The sequence below is a fragment of the Spirosoma gilvum genome, from assembly GCF_054776815.1.
In genome coordinates this window covers 486,449-511,890 of the sequence record NZ_BAAHBH010000005.1, presented here as the reverse complement: position 1 = coordinate 511,890, position 25,442 = coordinate 486,449, and the positions used below count along the sequence as shown (strand labels likewise).

Here is a 25,442-nt window from a genome sequence, read left to right as displayed (position 1 = left end):
TGGAATTTTACCATAGTCACTACGCCAATTGCCAATGTTTGTTGGCTTTTTGCGAATAAAAGCCAAATGAGTAAAAAATGCTCCTGTTTACTGTTTGGATGGTAAAAGAGCCGTTTGAACGGTAAGTAGACAGTAGCCCGACCGGTCAGATTATTGAAAAATATAAAGGAGCTGTACAGCAAATACAGCTCCTTATGAATTAGGTTGAAATTGGTCTTTATACGGCGTCAGACAAGCTGGTAAACGTGAAATCCCGAATCTTCATCGGCGGAATCAGGTTGCCACCTGCCCGAACGGGTTTACCCAGGGCTTCGACATTGTTGAGCATGATAACCGGGCTTTCGTTGAATCGGAAGTTTTTAACCGGAAATTTGATCTGACCGTTTTCGATGTAGAATGTGCCGTCGCGGGTCAAGCCTGTGTAGAGCTGCGTTTGAGGGTCAACAGCGCGGATGTACCAGAAACGAGTGACCAGAATGCCCTTGTCGGTGCTTTTGATCAGATCGGCCAGCGATTGGGTTCCACCCATCATAATAAAACCACTTGGTCCTGGAACCGGCTTAACGCCTTTTTTCTCAGCCCAGTAGCGCGAATACGCCATATTCTTAACAACTCCGTTCTCGATCCAGGTACGTTTCTCCTGAGGGATGCCTTCGCCACCTCCTCCACCGAAGCGACCAGCACCACCGCCACCCCCTCCTCCGCCAAATGGCGATAGAGGTAGTTCGGCATTCATCGGGTCGGTAATAATGGTGACGCGTTCATCGAAGAGTTTTTCGCCTAAACGGGTGCCGCCCCCTTTCTTGCTCAGGAATGAGCGCCCTTCATCGGCACTGCGGGCGTCGATGCTACGCATCATGTTTTGCAGCAGTTCGACCGAAGCTGTTGGCTCCAGGATAACGGTATATTTCCCTGGCTCTAATGCTTTAGCGTTGACTGATGCCAACGCTTTTTGCATGGCAATTTCAGTAGATGCTTTGGTGCTGAGCTTACTAATGTCGGTTACGTCTGGATTAGCATAGCCAGAGCCGGTACCATCGGCGGTACGAACGGTGATCGAGAAATCAACGTTTGTCGATTTGTTATAGCCGAACAGTCCCTTGCTATTGCCAATGGCGGCAAAGCCGGTAGTATCTTCCATGTACCCCGCAGCCGTCAGGTTCTTTTTCTTGCAGGGGTCGATGCTGTCGAAAGCAGCCTGTGCCCGGAATTCAGGATTGATTTTGGCGGTGCTTTCGGCGTAAGTAGCTGTTTCCAGATACGTTTGCGGACCCAGCATAGGCATGTATTCCGGGTTTTCGGGGGCCAGTCGGGCTATTTCCTCAGCCCGCCGAACGGTTTTTTCCAGCGAGGCATCATCAAACTCGTTGATGGTGGCCGTACCTGAACGCTTGCCGAAAACGGCCGTTACCGACAGCCCCAGGTTGTCAGATTCACCGCTAGTAGACACCGAGTTTCGGGCATAGCGGATGTTGCCAGTTCGGCTTCCATTCAGCCCTACGCTCATTTCGTCCGCCTTCGAGTAAGACAGGACTTTATCTATTATCTTCTTTGCTTCGTCTTTACTTAAGATAGCCATGTCTTTCGATAGGAGTTAGGAGCGAGGAGTGAGGAGCGAGAATGGCTGACGCAACCCAATGGTTGCCGGATGGATTCTCACTCCTCGCTCCTCACTCCTAACTCCTGTTTTTTATATTTTCCGGGCTGTATTGATCACATTGACACCATTGAAACGGGCAGTTGCACTGCCGTGCGAAACGGCGCTCGATTGTGGCGGCTGGCCTTTCCCATCGTTGAAGGCACCGCCAAGCCGGTAGTCACGCTCATCGCAGACGGCTACGCAGGAGTTCCAGAATTCGCGGGTGTTGGCCTGGTAAGCCACGTCTTTCAGCATACCAACGATCTGACCATCTTTGATTTCGTAGAACAACTGGCCGCCAAACTGGAAGTTATAGCGCTGCTGATCGATGGAGAACGAGCCATCGCCGATAATGTAGATGCCTTTCTTCACATCCTTAATCATCTGATCGACGGTCAGCGGGGTTTTGCCTGGCGCCAGCGACACATTGGCCATGCGCTGGAACTGTACCGAGCTCCAGTTGTCGGCGTAGCAGCAACCTTGTGATTCTTTCTCACCAATGATGTGCACCTGATCCCGAATGGCCTGGTAGTTGACCAGGATACCATCCTTTACCAAATCCCAGCGTTTGGTTTTTACGCCTTCATCATCCCAACCAACAGCCCCTAACGAACCCGGCTGGATTTTATCCGCAAAGAAGTTGACCTCTTTGCTGCCGTAGTTGAAATTCTTGGTTTGCCATTTGTCGAGCGTAGCGAACGACGTACCGGCATAGTTGGCTTCGTAACCCAGTACCCGGTCGAGTTCGAGCGGGTGGCCCACCGATTCGTGGATGGTCAGCCACATGTGCGACGGGTCGAGAATCAGGTCATACTTACCCGCTTCGACCGATTTCGCCGACACTTTCTCTTTGGCCTGTTTGGCGGCTGCGACAATGTCTTCCATCATGTCGTAACCTTTGTTGTAGCGGGTCGTAACGCCCGTAACTTTATCGGCCGGGTTAGTTTGCAGGTAATCATACCCCATACCCATCGGCGCACTCAGGGAGTTGCGCGTGGAGAAGCGTCCGTTGGCAGGATCAATAGCGGTAACCGTGAAATTCGGTCCGATACGATGGATATCCTGATCGGCGTAGGTGCCATCAGTGGAGGCAAAATACTTCTGCTCGTTGATCTGGAACAGGACATTGTTGACGAAGTTGGCACCGTTTTGCATCGCAGCCGCGTTGGCCGCCAGCAGCAAGTCCACTTTTTCCTTAACGGGTACTTCAAAGGCGTTCCGTTTGATGGGTGCTTTCCAGCTTACTTCACCAAAGCCTTTCTGAGGAGCCAGTTGGACTGGTTCGGTCAGGAGCCGGGCGTTGGCTTTGGCAATGTTGACAGCGGTTTCGGCGGCCCTGGCAACAACCGACTCATCACGGGCGTCACCTACTGAGGCAAAGCCCCAGCAGCCGTTGGCAATGACGCGTACACCCACACCATACGATTCGGCGTTGATGATACCCTGTACCTTGTTTTCGCGGGTGAGCACAAACTGGTTCAGGTAGCGGCCAATGCGTACATCGGCATAGGTAGCCCCTTTCGACTTGGCGGCATTCAGCGCGGCATCGGCCAGGCGTTTCTTTTTTGAAACATCCATACCGGGTTCCAGTAGGGCTTCGGCAGGGACGTTACGGGAAAAAGCAGGCAAGCTGGGCATGATGATTCCAGCAGCACCCATGCCTAAAAGTTGGTTAAAATCTCGGCGGTTCAAGTTTGTTATTTAGTTAAGTAGATGATAGTCATTCAATGGCCTTTTTTAGTCATGGATTGTTTCAGCAACAAATGACAATTGAATGACCGTATTTTATACTGCGTCTGACAAGCTTGTGAAGGTAAAGTCTCTGATTTTGAGGGGTGGAACCAAGTTGCCACCGATACGGACGGGTTTCCCCATAGCTTCCAGGTTATTGAGCATGATAACCGGACTTTCGTTGAATCGGAAGTTTTTGACCGGAAACTTGATCTGACCGTTTTCGATGTAGAATGTGCCATCGCGGGTCAGGCCTGTATAAAGCAGCGTTTGCGGATCGACGGGGCGGATGTACCAAAGCCGGGTGACCAGGATGCCTTTCTCAGTGCCTTTGATCATGTCGGCCAGCGACTGCGTACCGCCTTCCATGATGAAGTTTCCGCCGGGAGGAGTTGCATGAACACCTTTCTTTTCGGCCCAGTAACGCGAATAAGGCATGTTTTTGACCACTCCTTTTTCAATCCAGGTTACTTTTTCCTGGGGCCGCCCATCGCCACTAAACGCACCACTGGGTACCTCTAAATTGGTTGGATCGGAGTAGATAGTGACGCGCTCATCGAAGAGTTTTTCACCCAGACGCGTACCGCCCCCTTTCTTACTCAGGAACGAACGACCTTCGTCGGCATTACGAGCGTCCATCGACCGGACCAGCGCCACCATAAGCGACGCATCGACGTTGGATACCAAAGCTGCTGGTTCCAGAATAACGGTGTATTTACCGGGTTCCAGCGCACGAGCGTTCACTGAGGCCATGGCTTTTTGCATGGCAACTTCAGTCATGTTTTTTGTGCTCAGTTTCGAGACATCCGTCACGTCCTGCGTGGCATAGCCAGAACCTAATCCATCGGCCGTTCGAACGGTAATCGAGAATTCGACGGAGGTTTCCCGGTTATAAGCCGATAGGCCTTTGCTGTTCCCGATGGCATTGAACCGGGTCGAATCTTCCATATACCCGGCAGCTACCAGATTCTTTTTGCGGCAGGGATCAAGGCTGTCGAACGTAGCCTGTGCGCGATAGGCCGGGTCCATCTTAGCCGTATTTTCGGAATACGGGTCTGTCGATAGATAGGTTTGTGGACCGAGGGCGGGCATGTACTCCGGATTTTCAGGCGCCAGCCGGGCAATTTCTTCAGCCCGCCGAACAGTTTTTTCCAACGACGCGTCGTCAAACTCGTTGACGGTGGCCGTACCGCTCTTTTTGCCAAAAACCGCCGTTACGCCCAGCGATAGATTCGTGCCTTCGCCACTGGTCGATACCGAGTTACGAGCATAGCGAATGTTGCCCGTCCGACCGCCCGACAGGTTGACGCTCATCTCGTCGGCTTTCGAGTACGAGAGAACTTTGTCGATTATTTTCTTTGCTTCTTCTTTACTTAAGATGATTGCCATGTTTTTGGATAGGAGTTAGTATGTAGGAGCGAGGAGTGAGAATGCTGACGCAAGCCAAAGAGAGTGTGCGTCAGCATTCTCACTCCTAATACTCGCTCCTCACTCCTGTTTTTTATATTTTCCGACCAGTATTGATTACGTTGACTCCGTTGAAGCGTGTGGTCGGGCATCCGTGCGAAACGGCGCTAACCTGCGAAGGCTGGCCCTTACCATCGAAGAACGACCCGAATGTTCGGTAATCGTCTTTGTCGCAAAGCTGGGCGCAGGAGTTCCAAAATTCCTGCGTGTTGGATTGGTAAGCTACATCATCGAGCATCCCGACGATTTCGCCATTCTTGATTTCGTAGAAGAGCTGGCCGCCAAACTGGAAGTTATACCGTTGCTGGTCAATGGAATACGAACCACGTCCGATGATGTAAATCCCTTTGTCGACACCCTTGATCATATCGGAAACCGAGCGTTTTTCAGTGCCGGGTTGCAGGGATACGTTCGGCATCCGCTGGAATTGTACCGAGTCCCAGTTATCGGCGTAGCAGCAGCCGTTTGACTCTTTTTCGCCCAGGATAGCTACCTGATCCCGAATGGCTTGGTAGTTGACCAGAATGCCATCTTTGATCAGATCCCATTTTTTGCAGGGAACGCCTTCGTCGTCGTAGCCAACGGTGCCAAGGGTGTTCGGCTGCGTTTTGTCGGCCACAATATTTACCAGTTTACTGCCGTAGTTGAACGACTTACTTTTCCATTTATCAAGCGTAGCAAAACTGGTTCCGGCGTAGTTGGCTTCATAACCTAGCACTCGGTCAAGTTCGGTCGGGTGGCCGACGGATTCGTGGATGGTCAGGCCGAGGTGGTTGGGGTCCAGAACGAGGTCGTACTTGCCGGGCTGAACGGTTTTGGCGGTCAGTTTTTCTTTCGCTTGTTTAGCAGCCAGCATGGCGTCTTCCACCATGTCGTACGAATTGCGGTAACCGATCAGGCCATTGGGAGCCGCAATTTTTTCAGAAGCCAACCCGTCGAGGTATTCATAGCCCATACCCATCGGCGAGCTGAGGGCATCTCGGGTTTTGAATTTACCGGCTGCCCGGTCTACGACCGAAACGGTGAATGTGGGCCAGATCCGGTGAACATCCTGGTCGATATACGACCCATCCGTAGAGGCAAAATACTTTTGTTCATTGATGAAAAACAGGTTTGAGGTCATGAAAGCTGCCCCGTTTTTCATGGCTTCCCCGTTTACCTTCATGAGCAGGTCGATTTTCTCCTGAACCGGAATTTCGAAGGCGTTTTTCTTGATGGGCGTTTTCCAGCTTACCTCGCCCACACCCTTCTGCGGAGCCAGTTGAACGGGTTCGGTCTGGAGTTTCGAGTTCGCTTTGGCAATTGCTACGGCGGTTTCGGCAGCTTTGGCAATTCCGTCGGGGGTTACGTTGCTGGTAGCGGCAAAGCCCCAGGTTCCGTTGGCGATTACCCGAATTCCTACCCCAAACGACTCGGCGTTGACGATGTTCTGCACTTTCATTTCGCGGGTGAACATGAACTGTTGCAGATAGCGTCCAATACGGACATCGGTGTAGGTGGCACCTTTACTTTTGGCTGCGTTAAGGGCAATATCAGCCAGGCGTTTCTTGGTGGCGTTGTCGATGCCTACACCCCGGCCACTGGCTTCCAGCAGGTATTCGGACGACACAGAGTTGCCCAATACCGGCACTCCAGTTGTCAGCAGGCTACCAATGCCTAATCCAGACAACTGGATAAAATTTCGTCTTTGCATGTAGAAAATGAAAACTTAAAGGGGTTACTTGTTGATGACTAAGCGGGTAATCCCGTAAAAAGCTACGAATATGGCTAAAAATGCTGAAGAGATAGTAATTGAAAAGCTATTTTATGAAGAATGGTAATTGTAAGTGCCGTGCTTTACCTAATATTATTCGGTAAAAATACTTATTGGCAACACATTTTATAGAAGGTAAAAAACGAATCCAACAACCATACAGGCTATGCAGGCGCAACAATGGGAAGAGTTTATTCAGGATGTGCTGATTTCCATTCATGCCAATATCCGTGACCTTGAAGAAAAACGAGGCTTTGCGGATCCTATAGAATACGATTATATTGATGGAAGGCTCTTTAGCTATGTCGAAATGCTGGCCATTCTGCGTGCATCGGCCCGCGATACCGGTATTGATCCAAGGTCGATTGGTTTGTAGTTTAAAGTTTCAGGTTGGCTGACGCATCAATTAACCCTGCGTCAGCCAACCTGAAACTTTAAACTATTTTTACAACCGCACGAGCGTTCGGGTGGCGGTGGCTGGCTGATTAAAGCCAAGTTCAAAAAAGTTCTCGATTTTTAGTTTACCACCCTGTAGCTCAATCTGGTAACCCGTTCGTTTCGAAGAGCTGGATAGCATATTCTGGACCAGAATTGTATTGCCCTGAACTTCATACTGATAAATACCACTGCCTATTTTCGGTAGAAGATACCCGCCGGAATTGACCTCTTTGCCCCGGTTCACCTGTAGGCTATTGGGCAGTGGAACCCCGTTGAATGTTGGATTAAAAATGAGCGTGTCTTTACGAGCCGAGCTTTCGATCCAAGTGCCTGTTAATGTCTCAGGGGAAACCGTATCAGATTGCTTACAAGCCAGAAAGCCAACACTGAGTAGCAGAAGAGAGCAGATAGAGCGTGTACGCATAGGAAGGTTTTTGTAGTATAGACTCAACTTAGAGAAGCAGGGTTGGAAAGAGGCTGAAAATTGTAGAGGATGGGTTAACGAGTTAAACGGGTTTTCATACCACTTACTAACTCAAAAGTACCTATCAGTAAGTTGGGCTTTATAAGTCGGTGTGTTTCTGTTCATTTTGTGATTGGTTGCTAGATAGTAGTCCGTAACGATACTGAACCCTACTCACCTTCACGAAATGTTTGGCTTTATTTTCTTCTTTCTGACAGCCTGTTTTTATATAGGACTGGCCATGATTACTGCCTCTAAACCGAACCTTACTGGCGAAAACGCCATGGGCTACGGACTGGGATTATTCTTTATTGGGGCCGGATTTACACTGACCAGCCTGGCACTTTCGATCACTATTCGCATAACGGGTGGTTTTGACTGGATTTCACAGGATACCGGTACCCGTACGCTGGTTGTATTGTTGACCTGGTTGGTTGTGGCCGTAACCACTGTCTTTTGCGCCATATTCAAATGGGAGTGGTATAATGATACCCTTTACCCAGAGTTTTTACGTTGGCTGGCCGTTCGCAATGGGCAGATCTGGCTGTCGTTACCCTGGTTAGTAACCTGTGCGCTTTCGATTAATACGAACTGGCAAGCTTCGGTTTCGCCCTATGCGTTAAAAATGCCTTTCTGGTTTGCTCTTGGTGTAGGCGTCGTATATAGTGGAGGGTTATTGTTTGGCTATCTGCGTGAATCGGCAAAGTCAATCGAGATTCGAACGGCAGAAGATCAAGAGCAGCGAGACCGATGGCATCAGCAAACGTTAGATGAGATTGCTGTCCAAAAACCAACCGATCCCATTATTAATCTGTTGAGCCACTCGAATCGCTTTCGGGATGACGATGTGCGGGAAGCTGCCCTCGCTAAGATACAAGCGCACCCAAATTGGGAAGCAGAAATCCTTGAGTTATTGAAAGACAAACGAAGCTATCGGGAAGTGTACTATTTTCTGGATGGTAATCAGGTGGAGCATCCCGATCAGTTTTTAGAGCCACTTAACCAGAGTATTTTGTGGCTGGCCGAAACCATAAAAGGAGATATTGTAGACAGCAACAACCTTCAGCACTGGAGTTTCGATATGTATGGGATCGACCGAGTACTGAGAGCCATCGACGAACAGTTTATCAATCGGGGAGTTGATTTTTATCCAAGCGTAGTCAAACTGAAACAAGCACTGGATACGCCACCTCCCGAGCGATTCAAAGATGTCCGATTTTCGATAACCGGAGAAGTTGATAGGTGGCTGAAAAGCCACAGGAAGTGAGTAGGCTGTTACTTCCTGTTAAGTAACTTCCCGAAAGCTTTGAGCTTTCGGGAAGTTAAAAACGGCCGTTATTTTTTTGCCTTTTTAGGCTTGGTTTCTTTCGCTTCAGCCTTTTTCTCTGGCTCTGGTGCCGATTTGGCCTTTGATTCTTTGGTCGCTTTAGGGGCTGTGGTTGGTGTTGCTTCCGCGCCCATAACCGAACCACGAACAAACGTTCCCCAGGTTAAATTGTCGCCCCCTTTCTGCGCTTTTTTCGCCCGATCGATGGCCATATTAGCAGCCGCTTCTACCACCCAGTCGAAGTTTTCCTGGCCTACCGAATGCACATCTGCATCGGGAGCGGGGTTGCAAAAGTCAATAGCGATGGGGATACCGTCGCGTACGGCAAATTCGACCGTATTGAAGTCGTAGCCCAGGCCATGATTGAGTTTTAATACATAGTCGGTCATGGTAGCCAGTAGCTTTTTGCCTGCATCGCCAGTGGTTTTCATTTGGGCTGCGTACCGTAGGTGGTGCGGATTGCGGGGTTCATATGGCATAATCCGAACATCTTTTCCACCAATGCAATAGCACCGGAAATAGTCGGTAAAGTCGATCGCTTCCTGATAGAGCATTACCAACTGACCCGTTTCGTCATAGGCTTTAAACATCTGATCTGGATTGTCAACTTTATACACGCTTTTCCAGCCACCACCCGCATGAGGTTTCATAAAGGCCGGAAAACCGATGTGGTTAAAAATGCCCTCCCAGTCCATATGCCGCAGATTTCGGAATGAGTTATGATTCGTATCGTCTGGGCGCTCTTTAGAAGGCAGTAAGATAGTTTTTGGAACAGGAACGCCTAACTGGACGGCCAGGGCATTATTGAAAAATTTCTCATCGGCACTCCACCAGAACGGGTTATTAACAACGGCGGTACCGGTTAGGGCTGCATTTTTCAGAAAAGCCTTATAGAAAGGCACATCCTGCGAAATCCGATCGATAATAACGGCATAGTCGGTAGGGACACTTTGCTCAACCTGTTCGATGGAAACAAATTCGGCCGGAAACCCACTTTGCTTTTCGTTTACGCGGTCGACAAATGCCTGAGGAAAGGTATTTTCCTGCCCAAACAGGATGCCTATTTTGGTTTTCTTGTTCATAATGAAAGGGTCAATTGCTGACTAAAGTGATAACAAAGAACCTGAGTATCTGTTCAGTTGAGGTGGCAAGTTGCGGTTGTTTTCGATGAAAAACAAAAAAGCTCAACGTTGAGAATGTTGAGCTTTTTGTAGCGGTATAACTAATATTTAATTATAGAATACTGAACAAACGTATTTACTTAATACCAGGCCATCATCGTTATATTGTTGAATATAAAGATGTAAGCCTTGATCGGTGAGCCGAAAATTTGGTTTGACAAAATCGAATGTTAACATAAGTCAAGTGAGGTAAATAGTGTTATTAGGACACTAATGTGCAACTATTGTGCTAGATTAGTATTTTTCTGTAGAAATTTTTATATCCTTCTTAGTGTAATGTATATATAATTTTATATTAATGTTTTCAGGTGATGCTCCATATGGGAGACATAATCCTCAAATAGCCACCCTAGCGTTAATTTTTCAATAGTATTGTTAACTTGGTTGGAATAGGGAAGTTGAATAGGTAGTGCTAATACTTCGAAAGGAAGATTGTCGATTACGTATACGATCTGTGTATTCAGACTGCCCCAAAGCAGCAGTAAGTGGGGCAAAGGCAGCATCTGATAGTGATTGACAGCTACCAATTTATTCTGGTCATAGCGCTGTACCGGGTAGGGCTCTTCGGCAAATTGAGCATCAGTAAATCGTTTCAGATTATTGATGGCCGAATCAATCAGATGGCCCAGTATTTCTTTACGCGACCATTTGCCAGGAGTATTCAGTGTAAGCTCCTGCTCCGATAGGGCATTGAGTGCAGCAGGAACGTCGATAATGTACGTACGGAGCCGATCCAGAGCGTTCATAAAAAAAGTGACTGGAATAGTGCTACTACAAGATGAATAAAAAAGCGGCTTTCCAGCCGCCTTACTCAGATCATACTTAAATATCTCGGGAACTGATCTTTCCAGACAGGCCAGTCGTGGTTGCCCCAGGGAGTTACATCCAACCGATGTCGGATGCCTTTTCGGCTCAAAATACCCGACATATGGTAGTTATCGTCTTTGCAAAAATCGTATTCCGACGTGCCTAGCACAATATTCATGTGGTAGAACTCATCATTATGGGCGTTGGGCAGAAAGTCGGGTGGGTTGTTGTAATAAACGTTATCGTCGTAGTAGCCACTCAGAAACGATCTGATGTCGAAAGCGGCTCCCATGGTGAACAGATGACCCACTTGTTCGGGATGACGGAAGGCAAAATTCAACGCATGATACCCACCAAACGAAGCCCCTGAAACACCCACTTTTTGGACATTACATTCGCGCTGTATGCCAGGTACCAGTTCTTCGTGCAGAAAACGGTCGTAGAGCACGTGGTTCCAGATACGGGTGCCGGGATGGAGGTGTTTGGCATACCAACTATCGCGGTCTATACTGTCGATGCAAAACAATTTGACTTTCCCGGTTTCAACGAACCAACGAGCCGTTTCGGTCAGACCAAAGTTTTTATATTCATAATAACGTCCCATCGAAGTGGGAAACAGCAAGACAGGGTATCCCCAGTTGCCATAAACCAGCATGTCAATATCACGGCCAAGGTGATGCGAATACCATCTGCGATAATCTTCCTGCACGTTGTTAGTGGGTTGATGAGAATCGATAAAATTTGGTTGAAAATAGGATAAATCGCGGTCTCAGACAAAAACAAAGCCATCGGTGTCAAAAAAATTAGCTACTTTGTGAATTGTGATCACTACGCTTCTAGCTTTTTTTGTGCTTATGGCTGACTTTGTACCGGCCCCTTCTTACGCTGAACCACCCACCGTAACGGTTCAGCGCGATGATTCATTACACTCTGTACCGCTTAATCGGACGGTCCATCTGGACATTGTGCTCCCGCCCGGTTACGAGACTTCTCAAAAACAATATCCAGTGTTGTATCTGAATGATGGTCAGGATTTAGAACGGCTCAGAATGAAGACTGTTCTGGAGTCGCTGTATCAGAAACAGACAATTCGGCCTTTTGTGCTGGTTGCCATTCATGCTGGTGACCGCATTCAGGAGTATGGAACAGCGGCTCAGGCCGATTATATGCAACGAGGGAGTAAGGCAGGTCTGTACACTGATTTTGTATTGACCGAATTGCTTCCCTATATCAAGAAACATTATCGGGTTCGTGCCGATCCGGCAGACGCTGTATTTGCTGGCTTCTCATTAGGTGGTCTATCCGCGTTTGATATTGTGTTTCATCATCCCGATCATTTTTCGAAAGCAGGGGTATTCTCCGGCTCGTTCTGGTGGCGTAGTAAAAGTACGGCCGACGGCTACCGCGACGAAACCGACCGAATCATGCACGACCTGGTCAGGAAAGGTTCTTACCACAAATCGCTCAAATTCTGGTTTGAAACCGGCACAGAAGACGAATCCAGCGACCGGAATAACAACGGCGTAATCGATTCCATCGACGATACACTCGATCTGATGAGCGAGTTGGTCAAAAAAGGATATACCTATTCGGCAGGGTCGCCATCGTCCGACATCCGGTATGTCGAAATTAAAGGTGGTAAGCACAATCAGGATACCTGGAGCGAAATTATGCCTGACTTCCTGACGTGGGCCTTTTCTAACGAGTGAAAAGATGGAAAACAGAGTGACCGCACTAGGTTTACTCATAATCAATAGTTTCCTACTACTGCTATAGGCTCAGTTTGCATAGACAATGCGGAGCTTCTGGTTATGCCTACTCCTTTTTACCTGCATTCGCCCTGTTGTATGTATTTTGTGTAACTGGATTTACACAAAAGCGCAACTTAAAGATAGGCAGATAGTTATATTTTGAAATTAGTTAGATTTCTTAAGTAATTAATTGGGCGTTATCGATAAGATCGCGTACTTTTCAGGAATAAGTAACCCCTCACGTACTCAACGGCCAGTACTCTATAAGTTTAAGAGTAACGGACTCTCCAGTGTCTGCGCCCCGACAGACACTATGAGTCAATTCTGATCACTATTTAAGGCTTAACTAGCGAAGTACTGGTGACGTTTTCTGACCCACCGAAACATACTATTACCTCAAACCAACTAAGATGAACTACAGGAAATCAGTACTCCAGTCGGAGAAGCACCAGTTTGTTCAGCAACTACGTAACGAAAACCACCCAATTCATCCAGCCGCCGTAAAAACCTCCTTTTCAAGAGAAGCTATGGCAGGCCTTGAAGAAAGGGTAAAGGGACGTATCGTCTGGCCCTGGTCGCCAAGTTATAACCAGGATCGTCAGGAATTTGATAATATCTATCCGGCCTATCCGCTGGTTATTATTTACGCAGTCACTTATTCTGATGTACGAATTAGCTTAGAATTTGCTCATAAATATAGCCTCCATACGGCTATCCGTTCGGGTGGACACAGCTTTGCTGGCTATTCGGTCTGTGATGGATTGGTAATTGATGTAAGCGGACTCAATAATATATATGTAGATGTAGCTAACCAGACCGCCTGGATTGAAACAGGCTGCAATTTCGAAAAAATCTGTCCGACTTTGGAGCTTTATCATCTACACATACCAAGTGGGGGCTGTCCTACGGTTTGCATTGGGGGGTATATGCAGGGTGGAGGCTATGGTATGACATCGCGGATGTATGGAATGAATTGTGACAATGTGCTGGCGTGTACAGTTATGCTTGCCGATGGTCGTATTGTGGTTGCAAGCGATACACAAAACGAGGATTTGTTTTGGGCCATCCGAGGAGGAACAGGTGGTAATTTCGGAGTTCTGCTCAGTATTAAATACAAGCTGCACCGGCTAGGTAAAATCTATGGATTACAATTGAAATGGCCAATTGAGCCGGCTATTGATATTGCAGCCGAAGTATTGTACACCATACAGGAAAAGTATTTGCAGCCTGATGCTTTTCCTAACCTCGGTATTGAAACCATACTGACATCCGACCCCAATGATACAAAAAGCATATTTTTCTGTGCAACATGGATTGGCGACCAGGATGCGTTTATGGAAGTATTACAACCGCTACTCCATCTCGGAATGCCCGAAGCGTTACCAATAAAATTTGACAACTATTCCGTTATAAACGAATATGTTTTGCAAGACACGCCGAATACTCCCGACGATGTGGAAGCCTACTCACGAAGCACCATTATTGAGCGTTCGCTGAGTTGTTCGGAGTGGAAAGATATTCTGCAATTCTTTCTGACTGCCCCTAATCAGTACACCATGATAGACCTTGAGTGTTATGGGGGGCAAATCAACAAAATCCCGGAAGGTACCAATGCGTTCATCCATCGCACTGCCAAAATGGATTTTTTCTGCCTTTCTTTTTTCGACGCTAAAACAAACGATCAAAAGGAGTGCGAAGAATGGATGGAAGCTTACTATCGGTTTATGGCAACCTATAGTAATGGGCACTCCTATCAGAACTATCCTGACCGCAATCAGAAAGATTTTAGGTGGGCCTACTGGGGTACTTATTACAACCAATTGGTAGCAATCAAGAACAAGTACGATCCGACTAATTTTTTTCATTATCAGCAGTCTATTGGGCCGGGCCTTCTCGAAGACAATAACCAGATACTCTTATTTATACCGAAAGAAATTATCTATGAAACCTATTAGTTGGGTACTACTGATTTTTTTGGTTTGTAGGGGTGGATATGGATTAGGGCAAACACCCGTATTGGTTAATTCGAACGAACGGTTAATGATAGGGCAGGAGATCGACTATTTGATCGATTCCAGCAGAAGTTTGACGATCGATGATGTACTCCGAAAACCTTTTCAAAAGGGCAAGGCTGAAATTCTGAACTTAGGTACAATCCCGGATAATGTATGGATTCGATTTTCCGTAGCCAGCAAAACCGAGAAGGAGCTTTATCTTGAAATTGTAGCACCGCTCATTGATACGCTTCAGCTAGTTGAGATTCAAAACGGATCGCCTAAAGTGCTGTTTGAAGGGGGTATGGGTAAACCGTTCAGGGAGCGGCCCATTCGTTCAGAGAATTGGCTCTTCAACCTTAATCTGAACGATGGAGCTATGCATACCTATTACCTGAAAGTGCATAGTTTGTTTCCATTTCAGATGCCCATTGCTGTTTCTGCAAAAAACAAATATGCCGAGTACAATCAAGGGTATCACCTGTTCTGGGGGCTTTACATTGGCTTCATCCTGTTCGCTTTCATTTATAACTTTTTTATCTACCTGGTGGTCAGGGAAAGACGATATCTTTATTATATTTTATATATTCTGTTTTCGCTTACATTTTATCTGGGCCTCCAGGGCTACGACTTTCAGTTTTTATGGCCCGATTATCCTTATCTGAATTATCTGTTACCCGTTGCCATTTGCATTAACAATGTTCTGGTGACGCTATTCACGATGGATTTTCTGGATATTACCCGTAACCAAAAACTTGAATATTACTTCAGTCTTGCCCTGATCGCCAGCTTTTCAGGAGTAGCACTCATTAACCTGGCGGGTGGTATCGCTATAGCCGTAGGGCTTGGACAGTTGCTGAGCCTGGTTGCTTGTCTATTCTACATCGTGGCCGCCGTTCATAGTTATCGGCGTCGGGTGCCGGGTGCCCGGTACTTTCTGGTGGCCTGGACCATCTTCCTGGTACTTGTTTTCATTTACATTCTGGGTTTGAATAATGCGGTTCCCGTTAATTTTTTCACTTCGCATTGCATCTTCTTTGGGCATATGACAGAGGTGGGATTACTCTCCTTTGCACTGGCTAGTCGGATTAACTGGCTTAAATTGGAGAATGAGCGAAAACAAAAAGAGATTATCTATCAATTGCGACTGAATGAGGAAATTCAGTTGGAAGCTAACCGTGTACTCGAACAAAAAGTAATTGAACGGACCGCCGAGTTAAAAGCGTCGCAGGCTTTACTGATCCAAAAAGAAAAACTGGCTAGTTTGGGCGAGCTGACGGCTGGCATTGCCCACGAGGTACAGAATCCGCTCAATTTTGTCAACAATTTTTCGCAGGTATGTGTAGAGCTTGTCGATGAGATAAATGGGGAAATTCAGGAAGGTCGTATAGACGAGGTGCGGCTAATTACGGGTGACTTACGTCAGAATCTGGAAAAAATTACTCACCACGGCAATAGGGCCAGTAATATTGTCAAAGGTATGCTGGAACACTCCCGCATAGGCCCTGGAGAGATACAGCCGACTAATCTGAATGTACTAGCTAATGAATATCTACGGATAGCTTATCATGGGCAGCAAGCTAAAGACAAAACGTTTACTGTGTCGCTCAGAACCGAATTTGATGCGAAACTGCCTATCCTCAATCTTGGTCCACAGGAGATTGGTCAGGTGTTGTTAAACCTCTATAATAATGCTTTCTACGCCGTTTGGCAACGGTCCAAAAGCTCCCAGCCTGGAGGTACCTATGAACCAACTATCTGGGTAAGTACGCACGCAACGCCAGGAATGGTCCATATACAGGTTCGAGACAACGGCCCTGGCATTGCCGACAGCATTAAAGCAAAGATTTTTCATCCTTTTTTTACGACCAAACCAACTGGTGAGGGCACAGGGCTAGGTCTTTCGTTGAGCTATGATATTGTTACGAAAGGATATGGGGGCGAATTGTGGGTAGTGAGTTCTGAAGGAGAAGGGGCAGAGTTTAACATTAAATTACCCGTTTAGCCGACGCATTAATTTTTATGTATTAATCAAGGCAGAAATGAGCTGGTTTCTGATAGAGACGAAAGCTCAGCATAAGCACAACGAAAAGTGTGGCTGAATGGTAAGCTGCTGAGAAAAGCAGAAGCATGTCGATTAATTAACCAAGCTACCTATAACCTAAACCCAATGAGTCTATTTGATTTTCCCAGAGTTCATTTCAGTGGCAACGTCGATATCAATGTTCCCACTATGAACAATGCTTTTTACTTTCCACTGGCCTTATACGATCAGACAAAATCCGTTGCGTTTATACCGCCCCGGCTCTACTTTTCAAAAAAAGAGATTATCCAGGGCGTAACGCCACCAATACCCAACTTGCCAATCTATTTCGACGAACTAAACCAGTATTATTATATTGAAATAGAGCCAATCAATACAATTCAACTCTTGCGGACCTGGTGTATGACACCCTTAGGCTCGCCAGAGTTACCCGATGTGGCGTATAAACCTTATTACGAGGCCGCCAACCTAGATTTGGCAACGCTGGAAGGTTGTAATCCCATTACTGGACAGTGCCCAGGTTACTGGAATATGTATGGCGATATGAGCGTTGCGTTAAGCGACGTTAGTGTAACTGGCGTGCAAACGTTTGACGGTAGCCAAATAAACACCTGGACAAAAGAAACGCCCAACCTTCCAGATTCAATCAGCACATTATTACAGGCAAGTTTGGACTTTGATTCAGTACCCGGCAACGGTACCACTACCGCCTGTATGGTAGAGACCATATCCAGTCAATCCATTTATGCCAATATATTTTGTGATACAGTGAATCTGTTTGACAGCAGTTCGGGCGAGGTTTATTTTTCGGGTGGTCCACTGAGGTTTGGCGCACTTATCTACAGTGGTTTCCGGGTCGTGAACTGGATGCCACCGATGGCAGGATCGGGACGCTTTTGTTCTGCCGTCTTACTGGATGAATTGGATACCTCTCAGAAAATGGCATTGATCCAGTTCTTTACTAATAACAAAGACTATGACAACCGACCTTTAAAAGGCGTTTTTGTAACCTTTGCCATACTTGAAGTTTTTGAAAACCGTTTCGATCAGAATTATTACAGCAAGAATGGCACAAAGTCGAATCCGGCACAGGCAACTATAGTTGGCAGCCTTACACCCTGGTATGAAGGGGATATGTATTCCGGCGTGATAGGTCGGAACCTCACCGCCTTTCAACCCGGTATAAAACCCATTTATCAAAATAGTACTGTTGGGCCAGTCGATATGGCGCCCGTAACAGCTTCCCTAAGAGAAATCGATGGAGGTAAGGCCATCTTCTCGCTAGATATGGGTAACTCCTGGCCAGAGATGATGTCTAGTGCCATGAGCCAGCCTGCACACCGGGGCGATGCTACCTTTGAATCAGCCTGTCTGGGCGTGTTGCAGGTCTGTTGCAGCAACAATCCAGCTACTATCCTTGCCACCATCCCGATCAACCCTGCTGATAATTCGAGGGCATCGGTATTTACAACAGGTTGCCTGTTCGATTTTGTGCTCAATGACCCATCGGTAATAGAAGCGGCCAGATGCAATCTCATTAATGTCTATCTGCAAACATCTCCGTCTGATCAGCCTCTTCCTATTCTACAGGAGTCGGACTATATGATCTGCCTTGATCAGAAAGGTTTATATGCTGAGCAAGGTGATTTGCCTTCTGGCGGTTACCGGGTTAACTCCAGTAATCGGGAGCCTTGCACCATCCGTATCTTTCAGAAGGGCTTACCTGTAACAACGCCTATAACACTGATCGTAGGTGAGTTTGCTGTACCCGAGGCAGGTAATGACCCTATGGGGGCTCCCGGTCAGGTAAAATCACTGCAACTGGCCGATATGAGTACGGTCGATCTATCGGTTTTTCAATCGCCCCTAAGTTATAGTGCGGTTTATTATTTTACCTATCCCGGTCAGTATAACAACAATACTATCCCGGTTTTTGCACCCAGCGGTTACACAGTGATGGACACGGGAAGTTTTCTCTGTTTAAGAGTACTTCCAGCAAAGGACTATAGTCAATACCTCGACGCTGCCCATCCTAACTATACACCCCCAGATTTTACCGTTGTGTACAACGAGATTTTCCAGCTCTACGATGTTAATTATCCTGTTATGGCTGAAGTCCAGCCATTTACAGCTCAGGTCTGGGAAACGCCATTAATGGCTGAGTTAGTAGGGAAATACACCAGTCCTGATTTCTGGAACCAGATAGCTTACATGCCCAGATCGAGAGAGTTAAGTGCCTGTCAGTACGACCTGTTGCAGGCCTGGATCAAGAAAGTAAAAGGAACAACCATTAACTAGTCAGCACAATGCGTTTAAATTTATTCGCAGGCGTTTCATGCTTGTTGTCAATAGCCCTATTGCATATAGGTAACCCTGGCAACTATGGCCGATTGAATCCATCCTTCCAGAATACCCGCACTGCACCATCGTTTATGGTGGCGCTGAAGCCAGTTTCTCTAAAAAAGGCTATCCCGTTTTTGCAATCCTGCGCATGGGCAAGAATGGGCGACAAGGTTTTGCTGATTGGCGGGCGTATAGAAGGCTTTCATGGATTATCGGCTTTATCCTCACCATTCAATAGCAAAAAAGCCAATACGTCTGTATGGGTCTTAAACCTTATTAATTTTTCGGCTCATGAAATGCCTTTGAACCAGAACGATCCAGCTATGCTTCAATTCTTTTCAACGAATATGGAGTTTTATCAGGACAAGGATACGCTGTATCTGGCTGGTGGCTTTGGTATTCGAAACCCCGGAGAGCAACGGAGTAACCATACATTTAATCGAATGGTAGCTATCCAGGTTTCGAAACTGATCCGGGAAGTAGAAACGAAGGGGTCTATCCGCAAAGCCATTTTACGTACAACCTCTTCCCCTTATGTACAAGTGACGGGCGGTGAACTGAAAAAAGTAGGTAATGTATTTTACCTCATGTTTGGTCAGAAATATGATACACAGTATGATGAACAGACAACGGGAATATATACCAGTGCATTGAGGAAATTTCGATGGGACGGGGGAGCTATTACCGACACAAGCTCTTATATAAGTCCAATCATGCATCGACGGGACCTGACATTAGCTACCCTCATTCGGAAATCGGGAAATTTTTATATGGCTTTTGGCGGAGTGTTTACCCCCGATGGAGATGGCTATCAAAATCCTATCCTTATTGATCCAAACGGCCTTACGGTTAAAATGGATACCTTGAAACAGATTACCAGCCAGTACGATTGTGCTTATGCTTCTTTGTATGACCCTTTGAGCGACACAAATATTATTCTACTGCTGGGGGGCATTGGTATGAATCAATATCATCCTGTTACTAAAAGTTGGGAACATGGTGATAAGAAGGAGTTACTGCCGTTTGTCAAGTCGATAACACAGATAAAAGTACAAAATGGAAAGTTATCGCAACATGTTCAGCTTCCACCCAACGAAGCTGAAATGCCTGGCTTTATTGGGGCGAATGCTATTTTCTTTCCTCATTCCAGACTGTATTACAGCAATGGTATAATTGACTATAGTAAACTGAAAGGCGATTCTACGTCTATTGGTTATGTATATGGAGGCATTCAATCCAGTTTTCCAAGTTCTGATCTTACCCCAACGTCAATCAATAAGACACTCTATGAAGTAGTCCTTTATAAAAAGAGATAAGGGTAAACAGCATCAGTGGTTATTGCCAAACAGTCATTCAAAAATGATCATGGAATTGCCTGGTAACCTGCCTTCTGCTCTGGGGATTTCTACAGTAGTAAAAGACCGGATAAATTTGGTAGTTTGCGGTCACTATGAAAACGTTACTGATAACAAACTTTCTGGTGCTTGCGGCTTCGCTGGCTTTCAGGAGTCCCGATGTGTCCATCCCGACCAAACATTCTATTGGTTCTGAAAACTATAAACTTGTCTGGTCGGACGAATTTACTGAGCCAGGTCTACCCGATTCGACCAAATGGAGCTATGAAGTAGGTGGGAATGGCTGGGGAAATAACGAACTCCAATACTATACCGCCCGACGTCCGGAAAATGCCCGTATCGAAAAAGACAAACTCATCATCGAAGCCCGAAAGGAAGCCTGGGAAGGTAAAAGCTATACCTCCGCCCGACTCGTTACGAAAGGTAAAGTAGAGTGGAAGCATGGCCGTATAGAAGCGCTGGCTAAGCTTCCTGCCGGTCGGGGTACCTGGCCCGCCGTCTGGATGCTCGGATCTGATATTTCAAAAGTAGGCTGGCCCCGTTCGGGTGAAATCGACATTATGGAACATGTTGGGTTCGATCCGGGAGTTGTTCACGGAACCATACATACCGAAGCGTACAACCACGGCAAAAAGACCCAGAAAGGTCAGCAGGTGGCGGTGAAAAATGTAAGCACTGATTTTCACCTCTACGCCATTGAATGGACGGCCGACAAAATCGATTTCTTCGTCGATAGCCAGAAATACTATACGGTGGAGAAAGCCGTGCTAGGCAAAGAAGTAACCCAGTGGCCTTTTGAACAACCTTTTTTCCTGATTCTGAATATGGCCGTCGGCGGCAACTGGGGTGGTCAGAAAGGTGTTGACGAAAGCATCTGGCCCCAACGCATGGAAGTCGACTACGTACGGGTGTATCAGTAGGAAGAATTGAAGGGAAAAAAGAAGAAGGGGATAGCCAATGATAGGTTATCCCTTTTTGCTTTACAGCAAATTTTCTAAAGAATTTTTAGCGCTGGTGTTTCCCTGAAAAAAGCTGTTGACGACTAAACTAATAACCAACTCGATTTCATTTGACGAGCTTTTATTCACACCACACCTTCCTTTTACACTAAAATGTCTGAGGAAGTCGGGCTGGAAAAGGAGAGGGAATACCTGCGAATGGTCTATGGCTGACCCCAACAGGAAATTCTCATGAAATAGCCGCTTCGCGTACGGGGCGGCTATTTACTTTGATTTAAGTGGATTTCGGAGAAGGTATATTTGTAAGCACACCGAATTTCACTACAAACTGTGTACGCTTCACTTGTGTCTGATTCTTTAAAAGAAATCGCTGATTGCTTCCTTTATTTTATTGGTTGAAACAATAAACGGCTTTTTAGTAATGGTTACCGTAATAGGCGTTTTAGGGCCTATTGGCGAACCGATTACTTCATAAGTGCCTTCAACGGCACCAATGGCCGTTTTGATGTGGAAACTACCCTTCGAATCGTTACCTTCGAAGGTGCCCCCTTTATCCTGAATAGCGCTACCGGCCTTAGCTGTAAATTGGCTGGGTGTTCCTGGGAAATCGATCTGGAAAGTACTCATGTCTTTGTTTGTAAATGATTAGGGCTGACTCGGCTACTGTATTGAATAAAATCCAGTATTGAGACGAAATTGTTTGCGGAAGTAATGGCCAACTCAATTTTCAAAATAACTTCCCCGGCTTTCTGACCGGGTTTAATAGCTCACTGGTAAAAGGTAGCATTCAATTGGTAGAAATTTGCTTAAGCTTGCCAATTTTGTATCTTACTTGCTGATAATCAACCTGAACTGCTTCATGAATAAGTTGCTACTTCTTTGCTTCGGGCTAGTTACAACGGTCGCTCAAGCCCAGACTACTTTTTCTGTTTCATTCGCGGCTTCGCAAAGCCAACAGCCACTCGATGGACGGATTTTGCTCATGATTGCAAAAACCAATAAGACAGAGCCCCGTTTTCAGGTTAGCGACGGTGTGGCTACGGCACAACTGTTTGGCATTGATGTGAATGGGCTGAAACCTGGTCAGGTCGCCACGATTGATGCCAGTGTGTTTGGCTATCCGAAGCCAAGCCTGAAAGATCTGCCGTCAGGCGATTATTATATACAGGCTGTATTGCATAAATACGAAACCTTTAAACGGAAAGATGGGCATGTGGTCAAGCTGCCGATGGATCGTGGAGAAGGCCAAAACTGGCGCGTCGCTCCCGGTAATCTGTTCAGTAAGCCGCAGAAAATCAGTTTAAAAACGGGTACTAAGCAAACCATAGCTGTGGTCATGGATCAGGTAAACCCGCCCCTGGTGGAACCGAAAGATACCAGATTTGTGAAGCACATTAAGATTCAGAGTAAGCGGCTGACCGAATTCTGGGGGCGACCGATGTATCTGGGCGCACACGTCCTGCTTCCGGCTGGTTTTGATGAACATCCTGAAGCGCGTTACCCTCTTTGTATCTTTCACGGCCATTTTCCTGCCGATTTTGCGGGCTTCAGCGAAACACCACCTCCTGCCAATATGGACACGACTGATTATATCGAGCGCTTTCATATTTATGGTTATAAAAAAATTGTAGCGCAGGAAGCCTATGATTTTTATAAGAAATGGACGAGCAAAGACTTTCCTCGAATGCTGATCATTGAAATTCAACATGCCAATCAGTATTACGACGACTCATACGCGGTGAACTCCGAAAACCTTGGCCCGTATGGTGATGCCATTATGTATGAACTATTGCCCGAAATTGAAAAACGGTTCCGAGGCATTAGTCAGGGATGGGCACGGTTTACGTATGGCGGAAGTACCGGCGGCTGGGAGGCACTGGCGGCTCAGGTATTTTATCCCGATGAGTTTAACGGTTGCTTCGCTGCCTGCCCTGACCCGATTAGTTTCGATGCCTATACGGTTTTTAATCTGTATAAAGAGAAAAATGCGTATTATCAGGAAGGACCCTTTCGGCGAACACCTCGCCCTGGTCAGCGGAATTATCTAGGGCAAGTGCAATGGACAATGGAAGAAACCAATCACCGCGAGCTGGTTATCGGTACGCATACCCGCTCAGGCGATCAGTTCGATATATGGGAGGCCGTGTTCTCACCCGTAGGGCCGGATGGCTACCCGAAGCGAGTATGGAATAAAATGACGGGCGAAATTGACCAGTCGGTAACCACTTACTGGCGGGAACATTACGATTTACTGCATATTCTGAAACGAGACTGGAAAACGATCGGCCCTAAGGTTACCGGAAAAATCCATATCTACTGTGGCGACATGGACAATTACTACCTTAACAATGCCGTCTATCTGATGGAAGATTTTTTGAAAAGCGTAAAAAATCCGCCTGCCTACAGTGAAGTGGCGTATGGCGATCGGGCTGAACACTGCTGGAATGGTGACCCAACGCAACCCAACTACATTAGCCGACTGCGCTATAATTTGATGTACGTTGACAAGATACTAAAACGTATTGAAGCTAACCATCCAGCAGGTGCTGACCTGACAAGCTGGAAATATTAATTATGAATGATAAATGATGAATTATGAATGAAAGAGGTCAGAAAGATTCTATTCATATATCTATTTTTTATCATTCATAATTCATCATTTATAATTGAGATAAGAAGGCCATTGTATCAATGCCGTCGGCGTAGTCGGTGAGGGTTGGGCACTGGGTTTGGCCGAAAGGAACGCTTCCTGGCCGCCACCCCTGTGCCGAGGAGACTACCTGGATTTGATCTGTATGGTCTGTCAGCCAGTTAGTAACGTCATCCTGCGTTTGGTAAGTCTGGTAGTAAATGACCGAAATAGGGGAGACCAGACCGTCATTTTTCGTGACCAGCAGGTACCCATTGTCAAGGTGGGGAATGGCGTTGATCAGGTAGACGGATTTGTTGTAATCGTAGTTGTTCTGATACTTGTGGTTATCCAGATAAAGCCTGGCCTGTGGCTCCAGCGCACGCAGTAGGGGGGTAAAATCGTACGGTTCGCCATTGCGACCTTCCGGTACAAGCAGCGTCGATACATTCCGGCAACCTAGTCCATAATAATCCGAAATGTCATGGCCAAGTTTTAAAAATTCATCGTCCGATTCTTCACCTATTAATAAACCTACCGAAGTCCGATTTTTTCGGATTATATGAGGCTTTTTCGCAAAATAGTATTCAAAGTAACGAGAGGTATTGTTGCTGCCCGTAGCGATGTAGGCGTCGGCTGCATTCAGGCGTTCTGCTTCTTCGATCCACTCTGAGATAGCTGGATTGATCTCCTTTAATTTTTGTATTAAATAATGGATAAGTACAAAATCCTGGGTGCTGAGCTTGGCTAATAATTTATGCCCGCTCATTAGTACACAAAGCAAATCGTGAAAGCCAACGGCTGGAATATTGCCTGCCATCACAACCCCAACAACTTTGGGTGTCTGGGGCTCAACGGCATATTGACTGGTCCAGGCAGTGAGTTTATTTGCAGTCAGAAACTGATCGGCAATAGCCCGTAATGCATTTTGTGAGTTAGTGGGTGTGAACCAGTTATTTTTGTGGTAGGCTCGCTGGGCAATTTCGTCCAGTTCGGGCTGAGCGTCGGCCGACCGAAGGAAGTCGCCCAGGGCCACGAACGTTTGTAGGCGTTCAGAGTGAAGCATGTAATAAATAAACAAATGGAATACACCATCAACTAATGTAATGAAATTTTAGTTTGCGGTCAACCTTTAAATAGTTATATTTGTTGTTCAATTCAGAGAGATAAATATTTACGTTATATAAATTAAGTACTACTCATGGCAATCATGATCACCGACGAGTGCATCAACTGTGGTGCCTGCGAACCTGAATGCCCTAATACAGCGATCTACGAAGGTGGCGTCGAATGGACCTGGGGTGGAGGAACCGAATTATCCGAAGTTGATTTCGGTGATGGCACGGTAGTGGGCGGCAAAGATCCACAAGCCCCCGTTTCCGACGAGTTCTACTATATTGTAGCTGATAAGTGTACGGAGTGTATGGGCTTCCATGAAGAGCCACAATGTGCCGCCGTTTGCCCGGTCGACTGTTGTGTGCCCGACCCGGATCACGAAGAGGATGAAGAGACACTTTTAGCGAAAAAAGCCTGGCTTCATGCCGAAGCGTAAGGCAAGCTA

The 25,442-nt window shown here is 46.6% G+C and carries 20 protein-coding genes; 10 read left to right on the top strand and 10 right to left on the bottom strand.

Annotated elements, in window-relative coordinates; translation table 11 throughout:
• Positions 1-217: 217 nt before the first annotated feature.
• The 4 genes from ACYVFD_RS16195 to ACYVFD_RS16180 all read right to left on the bottom strand — a co-directional run bounded on the left by ACYVFD_RS16195 (position 218) and on the right by ACYVFD_RS16180 (position 6,530).
• The gene (locus ACYVFD_RS16195) at positions 218-1,579 is read right to left on the bottom strand and encodes a TldD/PmbA family protein (protein WP_461091277.1); all 1,362 of its coding nucleotides are present in this window, start codon (positions 1,577-1,579) and stop codon (positions 218-220) included.
• A 111-nt stretch (positions 1,580-1,690) separates the two neighbouring features.
• Complete coding sequence (locus tag ACYVFD_RS16190; RefSeq protein ID WP_461091276.1) at positions 1,691-3,298, bottom strand: TldD/PmbA family protein; 1,608 nt, start codon at positions 3,296-3,298, stop codon at positions 1,691-1,693.
• Between the two features lie 126 nt (positions 3,299-3,424).
• On the bottom strand, positions 3,425-4,759 hold the full coding sequence (locus ACYVFD_RS16185; protein WP_461091275.1) for a TldD/PmbA family protein: 1,335 nt from the start codon (positions 4,757-4,759) through the stop codon (positions 3,425-3,427).
• A gap of 112 nt (positions 4,760-4,871) precedes the next feature.
• Complete coding sequence (locus ACYVFD_RS16180; RefSeq protein ID WP_461091274.1) at positions 4,872-6,530, bottom strand: TldD/PmbA family protein; 1,659 nt, start codon at positions 6,528-6,530, stop codon at positions 4,872-4,874.
• Positions 6,531-6,756: 226 nt separating this feature from the next.
• Between ACYVFD_RS16180 and ACYVFD_RS16175 the strand changes: the two genes are divergently transcribed.
• Entirely contained in the window at positions 6,757-6,966 is a 210-nt protein-coding gene (locus tag ACYVFD_RS16175; protein WP_461091273.1) for a hypothetical protein, read from the top strand.
• Positions 6,967-7,035: 69 nt separating this feature from the next.
• On the opposite strand, the gene ACYVFD_RS16170 is transcribed toward ACYVFD_RS16175, so the two are convergent.
• The gene (locus tag ACYVFD_RS16170; protein ID WP_461091272.1) at positions 7,036-7,452 is read right to left on the bottom strand and encodes a hypothetical protein; all 417 of its coding nucleotides are present in this window, start codon (positions 7,450-7,452) and stop codon (positions 7,036-7,038) included.
• 226 nt (positions 7,453-7,678) lie between these two features.
• Here ACYVFD_RS16170 and ACYVFD_RS16165 point away from each other — a divergent pair, with 226 nt between their 5' ends.
• Positions 7,679-8,758, top strand: a complete 1,080-nt coding sequence (locus tag ACYVFD_RS16165; RefSeq protein WP_461091271.1) for a hypothetical protein — start codon at positions 7,679-7,681, stop codon at positions 8,756-8,758.
• Positions 8,759-8,826: 68 nt separating this feature from the next.
• Here ACYVFD_RS16165 and ACYVFD_RS16160 read toward each other — a convergent pair whose 3' ends face one another.
• The 3 genes from ACYVFD_RS16160 to ACYVFD_RS16150 form a co-directional block, all read right to left on the bottom strand.
• Positions 8,827-9,900 carry an ATP-grasp domain-containing protein gene (locus tag ACYVFD_RS16160; protein WP_461091270.1) on the bottom strand — a complete coding sequence of 358 codons (1,074 nt, stop codon included), beginning with the start codon at positions 9,898-9,900 and terminating at the stop codon, positions 8,827-8,829.
• Positions 9,901-10,289: 389 nt separating this feature from the next.
• The gene (locus ACYVFD_RS16155; RefSeq protein WP_461091269.1) at positions 10,290-10,745 is read right to left on the bottom strand and encodes a DinB family protein; all 456 of its coding nucleotides are present in this window, start codon (positions 10,743-10,745) and stop codon (positions 10,290-10,292) included.
• A gap of 65 nt (positions 10,746-10,810) precedes the next feature.
• Positions 10,811-11,515 carry an esterase family protein gene (locus ACYVFD_RS16150; RefSeq protein WP_461091268.1) on the bottom strand — a complete coding sequence of 235 codons (705 nt, stop codon included), beginning with the start codon at positions 11,513-11,515 and terminating at the stop codon, positions 10,811-10,813.
• 145 nt (positions 11,516-11,660) lie between these two features.
• Between ACYVFD_RS16150 and ACYVFD_RS16145 the strand changes: the two genes are divergently transcribed.
• The 6 genes from ACYVFD_RS16145 (at position 11,661) to ACYVFD_RS16120 (ending at position 21,213) form a co-directional block, all read left to right on the top strand.
• Complete coding sequence (locus ACYVFD_RS16145) at positions 11,661-12,515, top strand: alpha/beta hydrolase (protein ID WP_461091267.1); 855 nt, start codon at positions 11,661-11,663, stop codon at positions 12,513-12,515.
• Positions 12,516-12,967: 452 nt separating this feature from the next.
• A complete protein-coding gene (locus ACYVFD_RS16140; RefSeq protein ID WP_461091266.1) occupies positions 12,968-14,512 on the top strand; it encodes an FAD-binding oxidoreductase in 1,545 nt (514 codons plus the stop codon).
• Positions 14,499-16,556 (top strand): sensor histidine kinase, encoded by a 2,058-nt coding sequence (locus ACYVFD_RS16135; protein WP_461091265.1) that lies wholly within the window; start codon positions 14,499-14,501, stop codon positions 16,554-16,556. Before ACYVFD_RS16140 ends, ACYVFD_RS16135 begins: the two co-directional genes overlap by 14 nt.
• Before the next feature lie 165 nt (positions 16,557-16,721).
• The gene (locus ACYVFD_RS16130; protein ID WP_461091264.1) at positions 16,722-18,893 is read left to right on the top strand and encodes a hypothetical protein; all 2,172 of its coding nucleotides are present in this window, start codon (positions 16,722-16,724) and stop codon (positions 18,891-18,893) included.
• A gap of 8 nt (positions 18,894-18,901) precedes the next feature.
• Positions 18,902-20,254, top strand: a complete 1,353-nt coding sequence (locus ACYVFD_RS16125) for a hypothetical protein (RefSeq protein ID WP_461091263.1) — start codon at positions 18,902-18,904, stop codon at positions 20,252-20,254.
• Between the two features lie 134 nt (positions 20,255-20,388).
• Complete coding sequence (locus ACYVFD_RS16120) at positions 20,389-21,213, top strand: glycoside hydrolase family 16 protein (RefSeq protein WP_461091262.1); 825 nt, start codon at positions 20,389-20,391, stop codon at positions 21,211-21,213.
• A gap of 396 nt (positions 21,214-21,609) precedes the next feature.
• Here the strand turns inward: ACYVFD_RS16120 and ACYVFD_RS16115 are convergent, their stop codons facing one another.
• Positions 21,610-21,879: a hypothetical protein gene (locus ACYVFD_RS16115; RefSeq protein WP_461091261.1), complete on the bottom strand. Its 270-nt coding sequence runs from the start codon at positions 21,877-21,879 to the stop codon at positions 21,610-21,612.
• Between the two features lie 232 nt (positions 21,880-22,111).
• Between ACYVFD_RS16115 and ACYVFD_RS16110 the strand changes: the two genes are divergently transcribed.
• Positions 22,112-23,824: an alpha/beta hydrolase gene (locus tag ACYVFD_RS16110; RefSeq protein ID WP_461091260.1), complete on the top strand. Its 1,713-nt coding sequence runs from the start codon at positions 22,112-22,114 to the stop codon at positions 23,822-23,824.
• 88 nt (positions 23,825-23,912) lie between these two features.
• Here the strand turns inward: ACYVFD_RS16110 and ACYVFD_RS16105 are convergent, their stop codons facing one another.
• The gene (locus ACYVFD_RS16105; RefSeq protein WP_461091259.1) at positions 23,913-24,947 is read right to left on the bottom strand and encodes an acyl-CoA reductase; all 1,035 of its coding nucleotides are present in this window, start codon (positions 24,945-24,947) and stop codon (positions 23,913-23,915) included.
• Positions 24,948-25,082: 135 nt separating this feature from the next.
• Here ACYVFD_RS16105 and ACYVFD_RS16100 point away from each other — a divergent pair, with 135 nt between their 5' ends.
• Positions 25,083-25,433 (top strand): 4Fe-4S dicluster domain-containing protein, encoded by a 351-nt coding sequence (locus ACYVFD_RS16100; RefSeq protein WP_461091258.1) that lies wholly within the window; start codon positions 25,083-25,085, stop codon positions 25,431-25,433.
• Positions 25,434-25,442: the final 9 nt, after the last annotated feature.

Bases quoted from the DNA above. Each gene is read 5' to 3' on its own strand.
- ACYVFD_RS16180 (WP_461091274.1), bottom strand. From the start codon at position 6,530: ATGCAAAGACGAAATTTTATCCAGTTGTCTGGATTAGGCATTGGTAGC.
- ACYVFD_RS16105 (WP_461091259.1), bottom strand. From the start codon at position 24,947: ATGCTTCACTCTGAACGCCTACAAACGTTCGTGGCCCTGGGCGACTTC.
- ACYVFD_RS16155 (WP_461091269.1), bottom strand. From the start codon at position 10,745: ATGAACGCTCTGGATCGGCTCCGTACGTACATTATCGACGTTCCTGCT.
- ACYVFD_RS16120 (WP_461091262.1), top strand. From the start codon at position 20,389: ATGAAAACGTTACTGATAACAAACTTTCTGGTGCTTGCGGCTTCGCTG.
- ACYVFD_RS16110 (WP_461091260.1), top strand. From the start codon at position 22,112: ATGAATAAGTTGCTACTTCTTTGCTTCGGGCTAGTTACAACGGTCGCT.
- ACYVFD_RS16195 (WP_461091277.1), bottom strand. From the start codon at position 1,579: ATGGCTATCTTAAGTAAAGACGAAGCAAAGAAGATAATAGATAAAGTC.
- ACYVFD_RS16100 (WP_461091258.1), top strand. From the start codon at position 25,083: ATGGCAATCATGATCACCGACGAGTGCATCAACTGTGGTGCCTGCGAA.
- ACYVFD_RS16145 (WP_461091267.1), top strand. From the start codon at position 11,661: ATGGCTGACTTTGTACCGGCCCCTTCTTACGCTGAACCACCCACCGTA.
- ACYVFD_RS16165 (WP_461091271.1), top strand. From the start codon at position 7,679: ATGTTTGGCTTTATTTTCTTCTTTCTGACAGCCTGTTTTTATATAGGA.
- ACYVFD_RS16190 (WP_461091276.1), bottom strand. From the start codon at position 3,298: ATGGGTGCTGCTGGAATCATCATGCCCAGCTTGCCTGCTTTTTCCCGT.
- ACYVFD_RS16115 (WP_461091261.1), bottom strand. From the start codon at position 21,879: ATGAGTACTTTCCAGATCGATTTCCCAGGAACACCCAGCCAATTTACA.
- ACYVFD_RS16125 (WP_461091263.1), top strand. From the start codon at position 18,902: ATGCGTTTAAATTTATTCGCAGGCGTTTCATGCTTGTTGTCAATAGCC.
- ACYVFD_RS16130 (WP_461091264.1), top strand. From the start codon at position 16,722: ATGAGTCTATTTGATTTTCCCAGAGTTCATTTCAGTGGCAACGTCGAT.
- ACYVFD_RS16160 (WP_461091270.1), bottom strand. From the start codon at position 9,900: ATGAACAAGAAAACCAAAATAGGCATCCTGTTTGGGCAGGAAAATACC.
- ACYVFD_RS16170 (WP_461091272.1), bottom strand. From the start codon at position 7,452: ATGCGTACACGCTCTATCTGCTCTCTTCTGCTACTCAGTGTTGGCTTT.
- ACYVFD_RS16175 (WP_461091273.1), top strand. From the start codon at position 6,757: ATGCAGGCGCAACAATGGGAAGAGTTTATTCAGGATGTGCTGATTTCC.
- ACYVFD_RS16135 (WP_461091265.1), top strand. From the start codon at position 14,499: ATGAAACCTATTAGTTGGGTACTACTGATTTTTTTGGTTTGTAGGGGT.
- ACYVFD_RS16185 (WP_461091275.1), bottom strand. From the start codon at position 4,759: ATGGCAATCATCTTAAGTAAAGAAGAAGCAAAGAAAATAATCGACAAA.
- ACYVFD_RS16140 (WP_461091266.1), top strand. From the start codon at position 12,968: ATGAACTACAGGAAATCAGTACTCCAGTCGGAGAAGCACCAGTTTGTT.